The organism is Enterobacter sp. PL_is379, assembly GCF_055817355.1.
The window spans coordinates 45,219-62,266 of record NZ_JBVPGT010000023.1 but is presented as its reverse complement, the minus strand read 5'-3'; the positions used below and the strand labels follow the sequence as shown (position 1 = coordinate 62,266).

The 17,048-nt window shown below is 56.0% G+C and carries 15 protein-coding genes; all 15 read left to right on the top strand.

Annotated elements, in window-relative coordinates; translation table 11 throughout:
- The first annotated feature begins 2 nt into the window (after positions 1–2).
- The 15 genes from wzc to wzxC all read left to right on the top strand — a co-directional run bounded on the left by wzc (position 3) and on the right by wzxC (position 17,045).
- Positions 3–2,165: a tyrosine-protein kinase Wzc gene (gene wzc, locus AC0TOY_RS05100; RefSeq protein ID WP_473721567.1), complete on the top strand. Its 2,163-nt coding sequence runs from the start codon at positions 3–5 to the stop codon at positions 2,163–2,165.
- 151 nt (positions 2,166–2,316) lie between these two features.
- The gene (gene wcaA / locus AC0TOY_RS05095) at positions 2,317–3,159 is read left to right on the top strand and encodes a colanic acid biosynthesis glycosyltransferase WcaA (protein WP_023312403.1); all 843 of its coding nucleotides are present in this window, start codon (positions 2,317–2,319) and stop codon (positions 3,157–3,159) included.
- Positions 3,159–3,650: a colanic acid biosynthesis acetyltransferase WcaB gene (gene wcaB / locus AC0TOY_RS05090; protein WP_023312402.1), complete on the top strand. Its 492-nt coding sequence runs from the start codon at positions 3,159–3,161 to the stop codon at positions 3,648–3,650. Before wcaA ends, wcaB begins: the two co-directional genes overlap by 1 nt.
- On the top strand, positions 3,647–4,864 hold the full coding sequence (gene wcaC, locus AC0TOY_RS05085; RefSeq protein WP_048992951.1) for a colanic acid biosynthesis glycosyltransferase WcaC: 1,218 nt from the start codon (positions 3,647–3,649) through the stop codon (positions 4,862–4,864). The genes wcaB and wcaC overlap by 4 nt, the downstream gene beginning before the upstream one ends.
- Positions 4,839–6,059 carry a colanic acid polymerase WcaD gene (gene wcaD, locus AC0TOY_RS05080; protein ID WP_370883469.1) on the top strand — a complete coding sequence of 407 codons (1,221 nt, stop codon included), beginning with the start codon at positions 4,839–4,841 and terminating at the stop codon, positions 6,057–6,059. The genes wcaC and wcaD overlap by 26 nt, the downstream gene beginning before the upstream one ends.
- A gap of 16 nt (positions 6,060–6,075) precedes the next feature.
- Positions 6,076–6,822, top strand: coding sequence for a colanic acid biosynthesis glycosyltransferase WcaE (gene wcaE / locus AC0TOY_RS05075; protein WP_024908104.1), 747 nt, complete (start codon positions 6,076–6,078; stop codon positions 6,820–6,822).
- Positions 6,823–6,837: 15 nt separating this feature from the next.
- Positions 6,838–7,386 (top strand): colanic acid biosynthesis acetyltransferase WcaF, encoded by a 549-nt coding sequence (gene wcaF / locus AC0TOY_RS05070; RefSeq protein WP_048224018.1) that lies wholly within the window; start codon positions 6,838–6,840, stop codon positions 7,384–7,386.
- 24 nt (positions 7,387–7,410) lie between these two features.
- Positions 7,411–8,532, top strand: a complete 1,122-nt coding sequence (gene gmd, locus AC0TOY_RS05065; RefSeq protein ID WP_014884502.1) for a GDP-mannose 4,6-dehydratase — start codon at positions 7,411–7,413, stop codon at positions 8,530–8,532.
- 2 nt (positions 8,533–8,534) lie between these two features.
- A complete protein-coding gene (fcl, locus tag AC0TOY_RS05060) occupies positions 8,535–9,500 on the top strand; it encodes a GDP-L-fucose synthase (RefSeq protein ID WP_024908102.1) in 966 nt (321 codons plus the stop codon).
- Between the two features lie 2 nt (positions 9,501–9,502).
- On the top strand, positions 9,503–9,982 hold the full coding sequence (locus tag AC0TOY_RS05055; RefSeq protein WP_473721566.1) for a GDP-mannose mannosyl hydrolase: 480 nt from the start codon (positions 9,503–9,505) through the stop codon (positions 9,980–9,982).
- Positions 9,979–11,202, top strand: coding sequence for a colanic acid biosynthesis fucosyltransferase WcaI (gene wcaI, locus AC0TOY_RS05050; protein WP_024908100.1), 1,224 nt, complete (start codon positions 9,979–9,981; stop codon positions 11,200–11,202). Before AC0TOY_RS05055 ends, wcaI begins: the two co-directional genes overlap by 4 nt.
- Before the next feature lie 3 nt (positions 11,203–11,205).
- Entirely contained in the window at positions 11,206–12,642 is a 1,437-nt protein-coding gene (gene cpsB / locus AC0TOY_RS05045; protein WP_267215057.1) for a mannose-1-phosphate guanyltransferase, read from the top strand.
- 111 nt (positions 12,643–12,753) lie between these two features.
- The gene (gene cpsG / locus AC0TOY_RS05040; RefSeq protein WP_473721565.1) at positions 12,754–14,124 is read left to right on the top strand and encodes a colanic acid biosynthesis phosphomannomutase CpsG; all 1,371 of its coding nucleotides are present in this window, start codon (positions 12,754–12,756) and stop codon (positions 14,122–14,124) included.
- Positions 14,125–14,170: 46 nt separating this feature from the next.
- Entirely contained in the window at positions 14,171–15,565 is a 1,395-nt protein-coding gene (wcaJ, locus tag AC0TOY_RS05035) for an undecaprenyl-phosphate glucose phosphotransferase (protein ID WP_248165184.1), read from the top strand.
- A gap of 1 nt (position 15,566) precedes the next feature.
- Positions 15,567–17,045, top strand: a complete 1,479-nt coding sequence (wzxC, locus tag AC0TOY_RS05030; RefSeq protein WP_267216979.1) for a colanic acid undecaprenyl disphosphate flippase WzxC — start codon at positions 15,567–15,569, stop codon at positions 17,043–17,045.
- The last annotated feature ends 3 nt before the right edge of the window (positions 17,046–17,048 follow it).

The following is a 17,048-nucleotide window of genomic DNA, read 5'->3' as shown; positions in this document are numbered from 1 at the left end:
CAATGACAGAAAAAACAAGACCTTCTGCCGCCCCGATTTCGGGCAGTGATGAAATTGATATTGGGCGCCTGGTCGGCACTGTTGTAGAGGCAAAGTGGTGGGTGCTTGGCATTACCGCCGTATTTGCCGCGGCGGCCGTCGTCTACACGCTGTTCGCCACCCCTATCTACAGCGCCGACGCGCTGGTGCAGATCGAGCAGAATACCGGCAACTCGCTGGTGCAGGACATCGGTTCCGCGCTGGCGAACAAGCCGCCGGCATCCGACGCCGAAATTCAGCTCATCCAGTCACGTCTGGTGCTGGGTAAAACGGTTCACGACCTCGGGCTCGATATCTCCGTCACCAAAAATACCTTCCCGGTCTTTGGTGCCGGCTGGGATCGTCTGATGGGGCGAAGCAACGACACGGTGAAAGTGACTGACTTCGTGCTGCCGAAAGGGGCTGCCGATCAGACGTTTACCCTGACGGTGCTTGGTCCGAAACAGTACCAGCTAACCAGCGACGCGGGCTTTAGCGCGCGCGGTGAAGTGGGGCAGATGCTGACCAAAGACGGCGTCAGCATGATGGTCAGCGCGATTAACGCCCAGGAGGGCGGTGAATTTACCGTCACCAAATTCTCCACGCTGGGGATGATCAACAATCTGCAAAACAACCTGACCGTCACCGAAAACGGTAAGGACACCGGCGTGCTGAGCATGACCTTTACCGGTGAAGATAAGGATCAAATCCGCGACATTCTGAACAGCATTACCCGCAACTATCTTGAGCAGAACGTTGAGCGTAAATCGGCGGAAGCGGCGAAAAGCCTGGCCTTCCTCGCGAAACAGCTCCCGGAAGTACGCAGCCGTCTGGATGATGCCGAGAACAAGCTGAACGCCTACCGTCAGGATAAAGACTCCGTTGACCTGCCGCTGGAGGCGAAATCGGTCCTCGATTCGATGGTTAACATTGATGCGCAGCTCAACGAGCTGACCTTCAAAGAGGCGGAGATTTCCAAGCTTTATACCAAACGTCACCCGGCCTACCGCACGCTGCTGGAGAAACGCCGTACGCTGGAAGAAGAGAAGGCGAAGCTCAATGACCGCGTGACCGCGATGCCGAAAACGCAGCAGGAGATCGTGCGTCTGACCCGCGACGTGGAGTCCGGACAGCAGGTTTACATGCAGCTGCTGAACAAGCAGCAGGAGCTGAAAATCACCGAAGCCAGTACCGTGGGTGACGTGCGCATCGTCGACCCGGCTATTACCCAGCCTGGCGTACTGAAGCCGAAGAAAGCGCTGATCATTCTCGGCAGCATTATTCTCGGCCTGATGCTCTCCATCGTGGGCGTGCTGTTGCGTTCGCTGTTCAACCGCGGTATCGAAAGCCCGCAGGTGCTGGAAGAGAGCGGTATCAACGTCTATGCCAGCATTCCGCTGTCTGAATGGCAAAAATCCCGTGACAGCGTGAAAACCATCAAGGGCGTTAAGCGTTACAAACAGAGCCAGCTGCTGGCGGTGGGTAACCCGACCGACCTCGCTATCGAAGCGATCCGTAGCCTGCGTACCAGTCTGCACTTCGCCATGATGCAGGCCAAAAACAACGTCCTGATGTTAACCGGCGTTAGCCCGTCAATCGGTAAAACCTTCGTCTGCGCCAACCTGGCGGCGGTGGTCAGCCAGACCAACAAGCGCGTGCTGCTGATCGACTGTGATATGCGCAAGGGCTATACCCACGAACTGCTGGGCACCAACAACGTTAACGGTCTGTCGGAAATCCTGCTCGGCAAAGGCGACATTAGCCAGAGCGCGAAACCAACAACGGTGCCGAAATTTGACCTGATCCCACGCGGTCAGGTGCCGCCTAACCCGTCCGAGCTGCTGATGAGCGAACGCTTCACCGAGCTGGTGGAGTGGGCGAGCAAAAACTACGACCTGGTGCTGATCGATACGCCGCCAATTCTGGCCGTGACCGACGCGGCCGTTGTTGGCCGCCATGCGGGTACCACGCTGATGGTAGCGCGTTACGCGGTGAACACCCTGAAAGAGGTGGAAACCAGCCTGAGCCGCTTCGAGCAGAACGGCATTGAGGTGAAAGGGGTGATCCTGAACTCCATCTTCCGCCGCGCGACCGGGTACCAGGATTACGGGTATTACGAGTACGAATATAAGTCTGACAGTAAATAAAAAAACACACCCCACACCCCTCACCCTAACCCTCTCCCCAAAGGGGAGAGGGGACTGTTCGGTGCTGGATTTGGGGGACGAACGTAATGATAACCACTGGCTGCCTTTCACCCTCTCCCCTTTGGGGAGAGGGCCGGGGTGAGGGGAAAAAATGACCACACAACGCCCTTTAGTTTCAATCTATATGCCGACATGGAATCGTCAGCAGCTGGCGATCCGCGCTATCAAGTCGGTGTTACGTCAGGATTACGATAACTGGGAGCTGATCATCGTTGATGACTGCTCTTCCTCGTATGAACAGCTGCAAAAGTTTGTGACTGACCTCAACGACCCGCGGGTGGTCTATACGCATAACGCCATTAACTCCGGCGCATGTGCGGTGCGTAATCAGGCGATTATGCAGGCCAAAGGGCAGTATCTGACCGGTATCGACGACGATGACGAATGGACGCCGAACCGCCTGTCTATCTTCCTGTCGCATAAAGAACAGCTGGTTACGCACGCTTTCCTGTATGCCAACGACTATGTCTGCCAGGGCGAAGTTTATTCGCAGCCCGCCAGTCTGCCGCTGTATCCGAAATCACCTTATTCTCGCCGCCTGTTCTACAAGCGCAACATTATTGGTAACCAGGTCTTCACCTGGGCGTGGCGTTTCAAAGAGTGCCTGTTCGATACCGAACTCAAGGCCGCGCAGGATTACGATATCTTCCTGCGCATGGTGGTGGAATACGGTGAACCGTGGAAAGTGGAAGAGGCCACGCAGATCCTGCACATCAACCACGGGGAGATGCAAATCACCTCCTCGCCGAAAAAGTTCTCCGGCTACTTCCATTTTTACCGCAAGCACAAGGACAAGTTTGACCGTGCCAGCCGTAAATATCAGCTCTTTACCCTCTATCAGATCCGCAATAAGCGCATGAACTGGCGCACGCTGCTGACGCTGCTTTCCGTGCGTAACGGCAAGCGCCTGGCTGACGGGCTTCGGGGGAAATAATGTTTCTGGAAGATTGCCGCGCTAACAGTTGGAGCCTGCGTCCGTGCTGCATGGTTCTGGCGTACCGCATCGCGCACTTTTGCTCGGTGTGGCGTAAAAAAAACGTCCTGAACAACATCTGGGCGGCACCCGTGCTGGTGCTGTATCGCATCATCACCGAATGCTTTTTTGGCTATGAAATCCAGGCCGCTGCCACCATTGGCCGCCGCTTTACCATCCACCACGGCTATGCGGTGGTGATCAACAAGTTCGTGGTCGCCGGGGATGATTTCACCATTCGTCATGCGGTCACCATTGGCAACCGTGGGCCTGACAGCCTGGCCTGCCCGGTCATCGGCAATAACGTCGAGCTGGGGGCGAACGTGGTGATCATCGGTGACATCACGATTGGTAATAACGTCACGATTGGTGCTGGCAGCGTGGTGCTGGACAGCATTCCGGATAACGCGCTGGTGGTGGGAGAAAAAGCCCGCGTGAAGGTGATTAAATGAACATTCTGCAATTTAACGTACGCCTCGCAGAAGGCGGAGCGGCAGGCGTGGCCCTGGATCTGCACCAGCGCGCGCTGCAAAAAGGACTTCAGTCGCGTTTTATTTATGGCTACGGCAAAGGCGGCAAGAAAAGCGTCAGCCACGATAACTTCCCGCAGGTGCACAAGCACACGCCGCGTCTGACCTCGATTGCCAACATCGCGCTGTTCCGCCTGTTTAACCGCGATCTGTTTGGCAACCTGAACAATCTTTACCGCACGGTGACCCGCACCACGGGCCCGGTTGTGCTGCATTTTCACGTGCTGCACAGCTACTGGCTGAATCTGGAAGAGGTGGTGGCGTTTTGTCAGAAGGTGCAGGCCCACAAGCCCGACACCCGCTTTGTCTGGACGCTGCACGATCACTGGAGCGTAACCGGGCGCTGCGCGTTTACCGACGGTTGCGAAGGCTGGAAAGATAACTGCCAGAAGTGCCCGACGTTAAGCAACTATCCGCCGGTGAAGGTGGATCGCGCGCATCAGCTGGTGGCCGGAAAGCGTCAGCTGTTCCGCGACATGCTCTCGCTCGGCTGTACGTTTATCTCTCCAAGCCAGCACGTGGCCGATGCCTTCAACAGCCTGTACGGGGCAGGGCGCTGTCAGATTATCAACAACGGCATCGACGTGGCGACGGAAGCCATTCTTGCGGAGCTGACCCCGGTGGCGGAAACCGCAGGCAAACCGAAAATCGCTATCGTAGCGCATGACCTGCGCTACGACGGTAAAACCAACCAGCAGCTGGTGCGCGACATGATGGCGCTGGGGGACAAGATAGAGCTTCATACCTTCGGCAAGTTTTCACCGTTCGAAGGGGCCAACGTGGTGAACCACGGGTTTGAGACCGACAAGCGCAAGCTGATGAGCGCGCTGAATGAAATGGACGCGCTGGTGTTCAGCTCCCGCGTGGATAACTACCCGCTGATCCTCTGCGAAGCGCTCTCAATCGGCGTGCCGGTGATTGCCACCCACAGCGATGCGGCACGTGAAGTGCTGGAAAAATCCGGCGGGAAAACCTTCACGGAGCAGGAGGTCCTGCCCCTGGTACAGCTGCCGAAGGCGCAGATTGCTGAGATCGTTTTTGGCACTGACCTGGAATCGTTCCGCAACCGCAGCCGCAAGGCCTACAGCGGACAACAGATGCTGGAGGAATATGTCTCGTTCTATCAGAGTCTGTAGTTATCTGCTGCTGCCGCTGATCTACCTGCTGGTCAACGTCAAAATTGCCCAGCTCGGCGAAAGCTTCCCGATAACCATCGTGACCTTCTTGCCCGTTCTGCTTCTGCTGTATGTCGATAAAATCAACCTGAAGAAGCTGATGATTGCCTTAGGGCTGGGCACGGGCCTGACGCTGTTTAACTACATCTTTGGCCAGTCGCTGGATGCCAGTAAATACGTCACGTCAACCATGCTGTTTGTTTATATCGTCATTATTATCGGTATGGTCTGGAGTATTCGGTTTAAAACTATTTCTCCACACAATTATCGGAAAATCCTTAGGTTCTTTTATATTGCCGTTGCGTTAATTGTTATGCTTGCCGCACTGGAGATGGCGCAAATTATTCTGACCGGTGGCAGCAGCCTGATGGAGATAATTTCGAAATATCTCATTTACAGTAACAGCTATGTATTGAACTTCATCAAGTTTGGCGGGAAGCGTACTACAGCCCTCTATTTTGAACCGGCGTTTTTCGCTCTGGCGTTAATCTCAATTTGGCTCAGCATCAAACAGTTTGGTATCAAAACGCCTAAGACCGATGCTATGATTCTTGCAGGAATTGTTCTGTCTGGATCGTTCTCAGGGGTAATGACATTTATCCTGTTTTACCTGCTGGAGTGGGCGTTCCAGTACCTGAACAAAGATGCGATTAAGAAAAAACTGCCGCTGGCGATTATCTCTCTGACGGTATTTATGGTAGGCGTGATATTTGCCTTCCCGTACATCTCAGAACGTTTGGGTGATTTGGGAACGGAAGGGTCTTCGTCCTATTATCGCATCATTGGGCCACTGGTGATGGTGGGTTATTCCTTAACCCATATTGATGGGGTAGTAAGATTCGGCTCACTTTACGAATATGTTGCATCATTCGGAATCTTTAACGGTGCGGATGTCGGTAAAACCATAGACAATGGTCTGTATCTGTTAATTATTTATTTTTCGTGGTTCGCCGTACTGTTGACCCTGTGGTATCTGTTTAAAGTTTTCAAAATGATGATTAACGCGTTTGGTGATAACCAGAACTTTCGCGTTCAGCTTTATCTTTTTACTCCGGTGTCGCTGTTTTTTACCGGGTCAATATTTAGCCCGGAATATGCTTTCTTGATTGTCTGTCCGTTTATTCTGCGCAAGGCGCTTAATATTACGAGCGTATGACGAAATGAGGTGATTTATGTTTCTTAGCGTCATTACTGTCGCTTTTCGTAATTACGAAGGGGTGGTAAAAACCTGGCGCTCGCTGCGCAACCTGGCGCGCGATCCAAGCCTCACCTTTGAGTGGATTGTGGTCGACGGCGGCTCGAACGATGGCACGGCGGAGTTTCTGGAAAAACTCAACGGTGAGTTCAACTTACGCTACATCAGCGAGAAAGATAAAGGCATCTACGATGCGATGAATAAAGGCATCAACATGGCACAAGGCCGTTATGCCATCTTCCTGAATTCGGGCGACATTTTCCATGATGACGTGGCGCTTTTTGCCCGTCAACTGGCGCGCCAGAAAGAGGATGCCATGTATATTGGCGATGCGCTGCTCGATTTTGGCGACGGACATAAAGTGTGCCGCAGCGCGAAGCCAGGCTGGTATATCTATCACAGCTTACCGGCCAGCCATCAGGCCATTTTCTTCCCGGTAAAAGGTCTGAAAAAACAGCCTTACGATTTGCAGTATAAAGTGTCTTCGGATTATGCACTGGCTGCCAGCCTGTACAAATCAGGTTACCCGTTCCGTCGAATTAAAGGGCTGGTATCTGAATTCTCAATGGGCGGCGTGTCAACGTCTAATAATCTGGAATTGTGCCAGGATGCCAAAAACGTACAGCGTAAAATATTACGCGTGCCGGCATTCTGGGCGGAATTGTCTTATTTATTACGCGTGCGCACCACGGGTAAAACGAAAGCCTTATATAACAAAGCCTGAATATAAGGAAACGTAATGCAGGATCTAAAAGGTTTCTCGGTACCGAAAGGTTTTCGGGGCGCGGGCGGTATTAAAGTGCAGCTGTGGTGGGCCGTTCAGGCCACCTTATTTGCCTGGTCACCGCAAATACTGTACCGCTGGCGAGCATTTTTATTGCGCCTGTTTGGTGCAAAAATAGGAAAAAACGTAGTCATCCGACCTTCGGTAAAAATTACCTATCCCTGGAAATTAACGCTTGGGGATTACGCCTGGGTAGGGGATGACGCGGTGTTATATACCCTGGGCGAAATTACGATTGGCGCAAATTCGGTGGTTTCACAGAAATGTTATTTGTGCACCGGCAGCCACGATTTTATGAGTCAGCATTTTGATATTACCGCTTCGCCTATTGTGATTGGCGAAAAATGCTGGCTGGCAACGGATGTTTTTGTTGCACCGGGTGTTTCTGTTGGCGATGGCACGGTAGTCGGTGCCCGCAGCAGCGTTTTTAAATCGCTACCGGCAAATAAAGTTTGCCGTGGCAACCCCGCAGTGGTGATACGCGAACGCGTTGAAACTGATTAAATTCATAAGTAGAGGAATATAAACATGTCTAAAGTCGCTCTCATCACCGGCGTTACCGGGCAGGATGGTTCTTACCTGGCAGAGTTCCTGCTGGAAAAAGGTTATGAAGTGCACGGTATTAAACGTCGTGCGTCTTCTTTCAACACCGAACGTGTGGATCATATCTATCAGGATCCTCACGCGGCGAACCCGAAATTCCACCTGCACTACGGCGACCTGACCGATACCTCCAACCTGACCCGTATCCTGCAGGAAGTGCAGCCGGATGAAGTGTACAACCTGGGCGCGATGAGCCACGTAGCGGTCTCCTTCGAGTCCCCGGAATACACCGCTGACGTTGATGCCATGGGTACGCTGCGTCTGCTGGAAGCGATCCGCTTCCTCGGCCTTGAGAAGAAAACTCGCTTCTACCAGGCATCCACCTCTGAGCTGTACGGTCTGGTGCAGGAAATCCCACAGAAAGAGACCACGCCGTTCTACCCGCGCTCTCCGTATGCGGTTGCAAAACTGTACGCCTACTGGATCACCGTGAACTACCGTGAATCCTACGGCATGTACGCCTGTAACGGCATCCTGTTCAACCACGAATCTCCACGTCGTGGCGAAACCTTCGTGACCCGCAAAATCACCCGCGCTATCGCCAACATCGCGCAGGGTCTGGAGTCTTGCCTGCACCTCGGCAACATGGATTCCCTGCGTGACTGGGGCCATGCCAAAGACTACGTGAAAATGCAGTGGATGATGCTGCAGCAGGAACAGCCAGAAGACTTCGTAATTGCGACCGGCGTGCAGTACTCCGTACGTCAGTTCGTTGAAATGGCCGCGGCACAGCTGGGCATCAAACTGCGCTTTGAAGGTACCGGCGTGGAAGAGAAAGGTATCGTTGTGTCCGTGACCGGCCACGATGCACCGGGCGTGAAGCCAGGCGACGTGATTGTGCAGGTTGACCCGCGCTACTTCCGTCCTGCTGAAGTAGAAACCCTGCTGGGTGACCCAACCAAAGCGCACGAGAAGCTGGGCTGGAAACCAGAAATCACTCTGCAGGAAATGGTTTCCGAGATGGTTGCCAAAGATCTTGAAGCAGCGAAAAAACACTCCCTGCTCAAGTCTCATGGCTACGAGGTTGCCATCGCGCTGGAGTCCTGAGAATGACAAAACAACGTATTTTTGTCGCCGGTCATCGCGGAATGGTGGGTTCCGCGATTGTGCGCCAGCTCGAGCAGCGCGGTGACGTAGAAGTGATTGTCCGCACCCGCGACGAGCTGAACCTGCTCGACAGCCGTGCGGTACAGGACTTCTTTGCTAACGAACGCATTGACCAGGTGTATCTGGCGGCGGCGAAAGTGGGCGGCATTGTTGCCAACAACACTTACCCGGCGGATTTCATCTACGAGAACATGATGATCGAGAGCAACATCATTCACGCGGCGCATCTGCACAACGTGAACAAGCTGCTGTTCCTCGGCTCATCCTGTATATACCCGAAAATGGCGAAGCAGCCGATCGCCGAAAGCGAGCTGCTGCAGGGCACGCTTGAAGCAACCAACGAGCCGTACGCGATTGCCAAGATTGCCGGGATCAAGCTGTGCGAGTCCTATAACCGTCAGTACAACCGCGACTATCGTTCGGTGATGCCGACCAACCTGTACGGACCGCACGACAATTTCCACCCGAGCAACTCGCACGTGATCCCGGCGCTGCTGCGCCGCTTCCACGAGGCGACCGCCGAGAACGCACCGGACGTGGTGGTGTGGGGCAGCGGTACGCCGATGCGTGAATTCCTGCACGTGGACGACATGGCTGCCGCCAGCATTCACGTGATGGAGCTGGATCGCGAGGTGTGGCAGGAGAATACCGAGCCGATGCTGTCGCATATCAACGTCGGTACCGGCGTGGACTGCACCATTCGCGAGCTGGCGCAAACCATCGCGCAGGTGGTGGGTTACAAAGGTCGCGTGGTGTTTGACGCCACCAAGCCGGACGGTACGCCGCGCAAGCTGCTGGACGTGACCCGTCTGCATCAGCTGGGCTGGTATCACGAGGTGTCACTGGAGCAGGGACTGGCCAGTACCTACCAGTGGTTCCTGGAAAACCAGCACCGCTTCCGGGGGTAACGATGTTTTTAAGTCAGGAAGATTTTGCCACGGTAGTGCGTTCCACTCCGCTCATCTCAATTGATTTGATTGTGGAGAACGAACGCGGCGAGTTCTTGCTGGGGAAACGAACCAACCGTCCTGCACAGGGCTTCTGGTTCGTGCCCGGCGGGCGCGTGCAGAAGGATGAGACGTTGAGCGATGCGTTTAAGCGTCTCACTCTGGCGGAACTGGGCCTGCAGCTGCCGATGGCGGCGGGCCAGTTTTACGGGGTCTGGCAGCACTTCTATGACGATAACTTTTCAGGCACCGGGTTCACCACGCACTACATCGTGCTGGGATTCCGCCTGAAGGTGAGTGAGGCAGACCTGCGTCTGCCTGATTCTCAGCATGACGACTACCGCTGGCAGACGCCAGAGGCGCTGCTGGCCAGCGACAATGTGCACGACAACAGCCGTGCCTATTTCCTGGCCGATCGTCAGTCCGGAGTGCCGGGCTTATGAAAATTTTAGTGTACGGAATCAACTACTCGCCGGAGCTAACCGGCATCGGGAAGTACACCGGCGAGATGGTCGAGTGGATGGCGAGCCAGGGACATGACGTGCGGGTCATTACCGCGCCGCCGTACTACCCGGAATGGAAAGTCGGGGAGCGCTACTCAAGCTGGCGCTACCGTCGCGAAGAGGGTGCAGCGACCGTCTGGCGCTGCCCGCTGTATGTGCCTAAGCAGCCCTCGACGCTGAAACGGTTGATTCATCTCGGCAGCTTTGCCCTGAGCAGTTTCTTCCCGCTGATGGCGCAGCGTCGCTGGAAGCCGGATCGCATCATCGGCGTGGTGCCAACGCTGTTTTGCACGCCGGGCATGCGTCTGCTGGGCAAACTCTCCGGCGCGCGCACCCTGCTGCACATTCAGGATTATGAAGTTGACGCCATGCTGGGCCTGGGGATGGCAGGCAAAAGCAAGGGCGGCAAGGTGGCTAAGCTCGCCAGCGCGTTTGAGCGCAGTGGCTTACACAACGTGGATTACGTCTCAACGATTTCGCGCTCGATGATGAACAAGGCGCAGGAGAAGGGCGTCCCGGCGGAGAAGGTGATCTTCTTCCCGAACTGGTCCGAAGTGGCGCGTTTTCGCGACGTGACTGAGCAAGACGCTCAGGCGCTGCGCGCGCAGCTTGGTTTGCCTGAAGATCAAAAAATCATTCTTTACTCAGGCAACATCGGCGAAAAGCAGGGGCTGGAGAGCGTTATTGAAGCGGCCCAACTGCTGAACCAACATCCGTGGACGTTTGTGATTGTCGGGCAGGGTGGTGGAAAAGCGCGGCTGGAAAAAATGGTCGGCGAACGCGGCCTGACCAACGTGAAATTTTTCCCGCTTCAGTCTTACGAGGCACTGCCTGCGCTGCTGAAGATGGGCGACTGCCATCTGGTGGTGCAAAAACGCGGTGCCGCGGATGCGGTGCTGCCGTCCAAGCTAACCAACATTCTGGCAGTGGGCGGCAACGCGGTGATTACGGCAGAAGCCGAAACAGAATTAGGCCAGCTGTGTGACAGCTATCCGGGCATTGCCGTGTGCGTGGAGCCGGAATCGGTCCCGGCGCTGGTCACCGGCATTGAACAGGCACTTGCCATGCCAAAAGTGAACACGGTGGCACGTGAATATGCCGAACGCACGCTCGAGAAAGAGAACGTGCTGAGCCAATTTATTGCAGATATACGGGGATAAATCATGAGTCAAACCACTTTGTATCCGGTTGTGATGGCTGGTGGCTCTGGTAGCCGGTTGTGGCCGCTGTCCCGCGTGCTCTATCCAAAACAGTTCCTCTGTCTGAAAGGGGATCTCACCATGCTGCAGACGACGGTAAACCGTCTGCACGGCGTGGAGTGTGAAAGCCCGGTGGTGATTTGTAACGAACAGCACCGCTTTATTGTTGCCGAGCAGCTGCGCCAGCTGAACAAACTTACTGAAAACATCATTCTGGAGCCTGCCGGTCGTAACACCGCGCCTGCGATCGCCCTGGCGGCGCTGGCGGCAAAACGCAGCAGCCCGGACTGTGACCCGCTGATGCTGGTTCTGGCGGCAGACCACGTTATCCAGCAGGAAGACGCATTCCGCGACGCGGTGCGTGCGGCCATTCCTTACGCCGAAAGCGGCAAACTGGTGACCTTCGGCATCGTGCCGGATCTGCCGGAAACCGGCTACGGCTACATCCGTCGCGGCAGCGTGGCGCTGGGTGAAGGCGACAGCGTGGCGTTTGACGTGGCGCAGTTTGTCGAAAAACCGAATCTGGAAACCGCGCAGGCCTACGTTGCCAGCGGTGAGTATTACTGGAACAGCGGGATGTTCCTGTTCCGCGCCGGACGCTATCTGGAAGAGCTGCGCAAATACCGCCCGGATATTCTGAACGCCTGCGAGAAAGCGATGGCGGTGGTGGACCCGGATCTCGACTTCATCCGCGTGGATGAAGAGGCGTTCCTCGCCTGCCCGGAAGAGTCCATTGACTACGCGGTGATGGAGCGCACGGCAGATGCCGTTGTGGTGCCGATGGATGCGGGCTGGAGCGATGTGGGCTCCTGGTCCTCCCTGTGGGAGATCAGCGCCCATACCCCGGAGGGTAACGTCCATCACGGCGATGTCATTAGCCACAAAACGGAAAATAGCTACGTCTACGCCGAGTCCGGCCTGGTCACCACGGTCGGGGTGAAAGATCTGGTGGTTGTCCAGACCAAAGACGCCGTGCTGATTGCCGACCGTAACGCCGTGCAGGACGTTAAAAAAGTGGTGGAGAAAATTAAGGCGGATGGTCGCCACGAGCACCATATTCACCGCGAAGTGTACCGTCCGTGGGGGAAATATGACTCCATTGATTCCGGTGACCGCTATCAGGTGAAACGCATCACCGTGAAGCCGGGCGAGGGGCTGTCGGTACAGATGCACCATCACCGTGCCGAGCACTGGGTGGTGGTGGCGGGTACCGCCAAAGTCACTATCGACGGTGAAGTCAAACTGCTGGGTGAAAACGAGTCCATTTATATTCCGCTGGGGGCGACGCACTGTCTGGAGAACCCGGGGAAAATTCCTCTCGACTTAATTGAGGTGCGTTCCGGCTCGTATCTGGAAGAGGACGATATCGTACGCTTCCAGGACCGCTACGGGCGGGTGTAGCACTCTGCATTATGCCCGGTGGCGCTGCGCTTACCGGGCCTACGAATGACAAAAAAATTAATTTGGCCATTTAGTGGTCAGGGCCGACTGTTGCCTGAAAAAGGGGTCATCATGGAAAAATTAACCTGTTTTAAAGCCTACGATATTCGCGGCAAGCTGGGCGAAGAGCTGAATGAAGACATTGCGTGGCGCATTGGCCGCGCGTACGGCGAATACTTAAAACCGCAGACCATCGTGCTGGGCGGCGACGTGCGCCTGACCAGTGAATCCCTGAAGCTGGCCCTGGCGAAAGGGCTGCAGGACGCGGGCGTGGACGTGCTGGACATCGGTCTTTCCGGCACCGAAGAGATTTACTTTGCCACCTTCCACCTGGGCGTGGACGGCGGTATCGAAGTGACGGCCAGCCACAACCCGATGGACTACAACGGCATGAAGCTGGTGCGCAAGGGCGCACGCCCTATCAGCGGCGACACCGGCCTGCGCGACGTGCAGCGTCTGGCGGAAGCCAATGACTTCCCGCCGGTGAATGAGGCTAAGCGCGGCAGCTACAAAAAAATCAACCTGCAGAAAGAGTACATCGACCACCTGCTGGGCTACATCAACGTGGCGAACCTCAAGCCGCTGAAGCTGGTGATCAACTCCGGTAACGGCGCGGCCGGCCCGGTGGTGGATGCGCTGGAAGCCCGCTTTAAGGCGCTGAACGTGCCGGTGACCTTCGTGAAAGTGCACAACACCCCGGACGGCAACTTCCCGAACGGTATTCCTAACCCGCTGCTGCCGGAGTGCCGCGACGACACCCGCAACGCGGTGATTGAGCACGGTGCGGACATGGGTATCGCCTTTGACGGTGACTTCGACCGCTGCTTCCTGTTCGACGAGAAAGGGCAGTTCATCGAGGGCTACTACATTGTCGGCCTGCTGGCGGAAGCGTTCCTTGAGAAAAACCCCGGGGCGAAAATCATTCATGACCCGCGCCTGTCATGGAATACCGTCGACGTGGTGTCCGCGGCAGGCGGCACGCCGGTGATGTCCAAAACCGGCCACGCCTTCATCAAAGAGCGCATGCGCGAAGAAGACGCCATTTACGGCGGCGAGATGAGCGCCCACCACTACTTCCGTGATTTTGCCTACTGCGACAGCGGGATGATCCCGTGGCTGCTGGTCGCCGAGCTGCTGTGCCTGAAGGGGCAGACGCTGGGCGAGCTGGTGCGTGACCGCATGGCGGCGTTCCCGGCGAGCGGGGAGATCAACAGCAAGCTGGCGCAGCCGGCCGAGGCCATTGCCCGCGTGGAGCAGCATTTTGCGATTCACGCGCTGGAAATTGACCGTACGGACGGCATCAGCATGGCGTTCCCGCAGTGGCGCTTTAACCTGCGCTCGTCCAACACCGAGCCGGTGGTGCGCCTGAACGTGGAGTCCCGTGCTGATACCGCGCTGATGGAAGCCCGAACGAAGGACATTCTGGCGCTGTTGAATCAGTAATAATTGCCCCTTCCGGTGGGAGGGGGAACCGAATACAGGAACAACGATGACGAATCTAAAAAAACGCGAACGAGCGAGAACGAATGCATCGTTAATCTCTATGGTGCAGCGTTTTTCTGATATCACCATCATGGTCGGTGGATTGTGGGCGGTGTGTCGGATCAGCGGGCTGCCGTTCTTATATATGCATCTGCTGATGGCCCTGATTGCGCTGGTCGTGTTTCAAATGATCGGCGGAATGACCGATTTCTACCGCTCGTGGCGCGGCGTCAAAATGACTACCGAACTGATGCTGCTGCTGCAGAACTGGACCTTGAGCCTGATCTTCAGCGCAGGCCTGGTGGCATTCAGCCATGATTTTGACAATCGCCTCGTCACCTATCTCTGCTGGTATCTGTTAACCAGCGTCGGCATGGTGGTGTGCCGCTCCCTGATCCGCTTTGGTGCGGGCTGGCTGCGTAACCGGGGTTATAACCGTCGCTTCGTTGCCGTGGCGGGCGATCTGCCGGTCGGGAAGGTGCTGCTCGACAGCTTCCGCAAAGAGCCGTGGTTAGGGTTTGAAGTGGTGGGGATTTATCACGACGCGAAGCCGGGCGGTGTCCCAGCGGACTGGGCGGGTAATTACGACCAGCTTATTGAAGACGCGAAAGCCGGCAAAATTCACAACGTCTACATTGCCATGCAGATGAGAGACGAATCCCGCATTAAGCAACTGATGCGCGAGCTGGCGGACACCACCTGCTCCGTGATCCTGATCCCGGACGTGTTTACCTTCAACATTCTTCACTCCCGTATTGAAGAGGTGAACGGCGTGCCGGTAGTACCGCTATACGACACGCCGCTGTCGGGCATTAACCGCGTGCTGAAGCGCGTGGAAGATATCGTGCTCTCTTCACTGATCCTGCTGCTGATTTCGCCTGTTCTGTGCTGCATTGCCCTGGCGGTGAAGCTGAGCTCTCCCGGCCCGGTTATCTTCCGCCAGACCCGCTACGGTATGGACGGTAAGCCGATTATGGTGTGGAAATTCCGCTCCATGAAGGTGATGGAAAACGACAAGGTGGTGACCCAGGCAACGCAGAACGATCCACGCGTCACCCGCGTGGGGAACTTCCTGCGCCGCACCTCACTGGATGAACTGCCGCAGTTTATCAACGTCTTTACCGGCGGCATGTCGATTGTTGGCCCGCGTCCGCACGCGGTGGCGCACAACGAGCAGTATCGCTCGCTGATTGAGGGTTACATGCTGCGCCATAAGGTGAAGCCGGGCATCACCGGTTGGGCGCAGATCAACGGCTGGCGCGGCGAAACCGACACGCTGGAAAAAATGGAAAAACGCATCGAGTTCGATCTGGAGTACATCCGCGAGTGGAGCCTCTGGTTCGATATCAAGATTGTTTTTCTGACCATCTTCAAAGGTTTCGTGAACAAAGCGGCGTACTAAGATGAGCTTACGTGAAAAAACCATCAGCGGCGCCAAGTGGTCAGCGATGGCGACCATCGTCATCATTGGCCTCGGCCTGGTGCAGATGACGGTGCTGGCGCGCATTATTGATAATCACCAGTTCGGCCTGCTGACCGTCTCGCTGGTGATTATCGCGCTGGCCGATACGCTGTCTGATTTTGGTATCGCCAACTCGATTATCCAGCGCAAAGAGATTAGCCATCTGGAGCTGACCACGCTCTACTGGCTGAACGTGGGGCTGGGGATTTTCGTGTTTGTGCTGGTGTTTCTGCTGAGCGATACCATCGCCAGCGTGCTGCACAACCCGGATCTCGCTCCGCTGATGCGCACGCTGTCGTTTGCTTTCGTGGTGATCCCGCACGGACAGCAGTTCCGCGCGCTGATGCAGAAAGAGCTGGAGTTCAACAAGATCGGCATGATCGAGACCAGCGCCGTTCTGGCGGGCTTTACCTTCACCGTGGTGAGCGCCCATTTCTGGCCGCTGGCTATGACCGCTATTCTGGGATACCTGGTTAACTCGGCCGTGCGTACGCTGCTGTTCGGCTACTTTGGCCGCAAGATCTACCGTCCGGGGCTGCATTTCTCTCTCGCGTCCGTCTCGTCCAACCTGCGCTTTGGCGCGTGGCTGACGGCGGACAGCATCATCAACTATGTGAATACCAACCTGTCGACGCTGGTGCTGGCGCGTATTCTTGGCGCGAGCGTGGCGGGGGGCTACAACCTGGCCTACAACGTCGCGGTGGTGCCGCCGATGAAGCTGAACCCGATTATCACCCGCGTCCTGTTCCCGGCGTTTGCCAAGATTCAGGACGACACAGAGAAGCTGCGCGTCAACTTCTACAAGCTGCTTTCCGTGGTGGGGATTATTAACTTCCCGGTGCTGCTGGGGCTGATGGTGGTGTCCAGCAACTTCGTGCCGCTGGTGTTTGGTGAAAAGTGGAACGGCATCATTCCGATCCTACAGCTGCTGTGCGTGGTAGGGCTGCTGCGCTCCGTGGGGAATCCGATTGGTTCCCTGCTGATGGCAAAAGCGCGCGTGGACATCAGCTTTAAGTTCAACGTGTTCAAAACCTTCCTGTTTATTCCGGCGATTATCGTCGGCGGGCATATGGCCGGCGCCATCGGCGTGACGCTGGGCTTCCTGCTGGTGCAGATCGTCAATACCGTTCTGAGCTACTTCATCATGATCAAGCCGGTGCTGGGTTCCAGCTACCGTCAGTACATCCTGAGCCTGTGGCTGCCGTTCTATCTCTCATTGCCAACCCTGGCGGTGAGCTACGGCCTGGGCATCATCCTCAGCGGCCACTTGCCGCTGGCCGCGCTGCTGGCGGTGCAGGTTGCCGCGGGAGTGCTGGCCTTCGTCGTGATGATCGTACTTTCTCGCAATGCGCTGGTGGTAGAGATGAAGCGCCAGTTTTGCCGTAACGAAAAAATGAAAACGCTGCTTCGCGCAGGCTAGTTA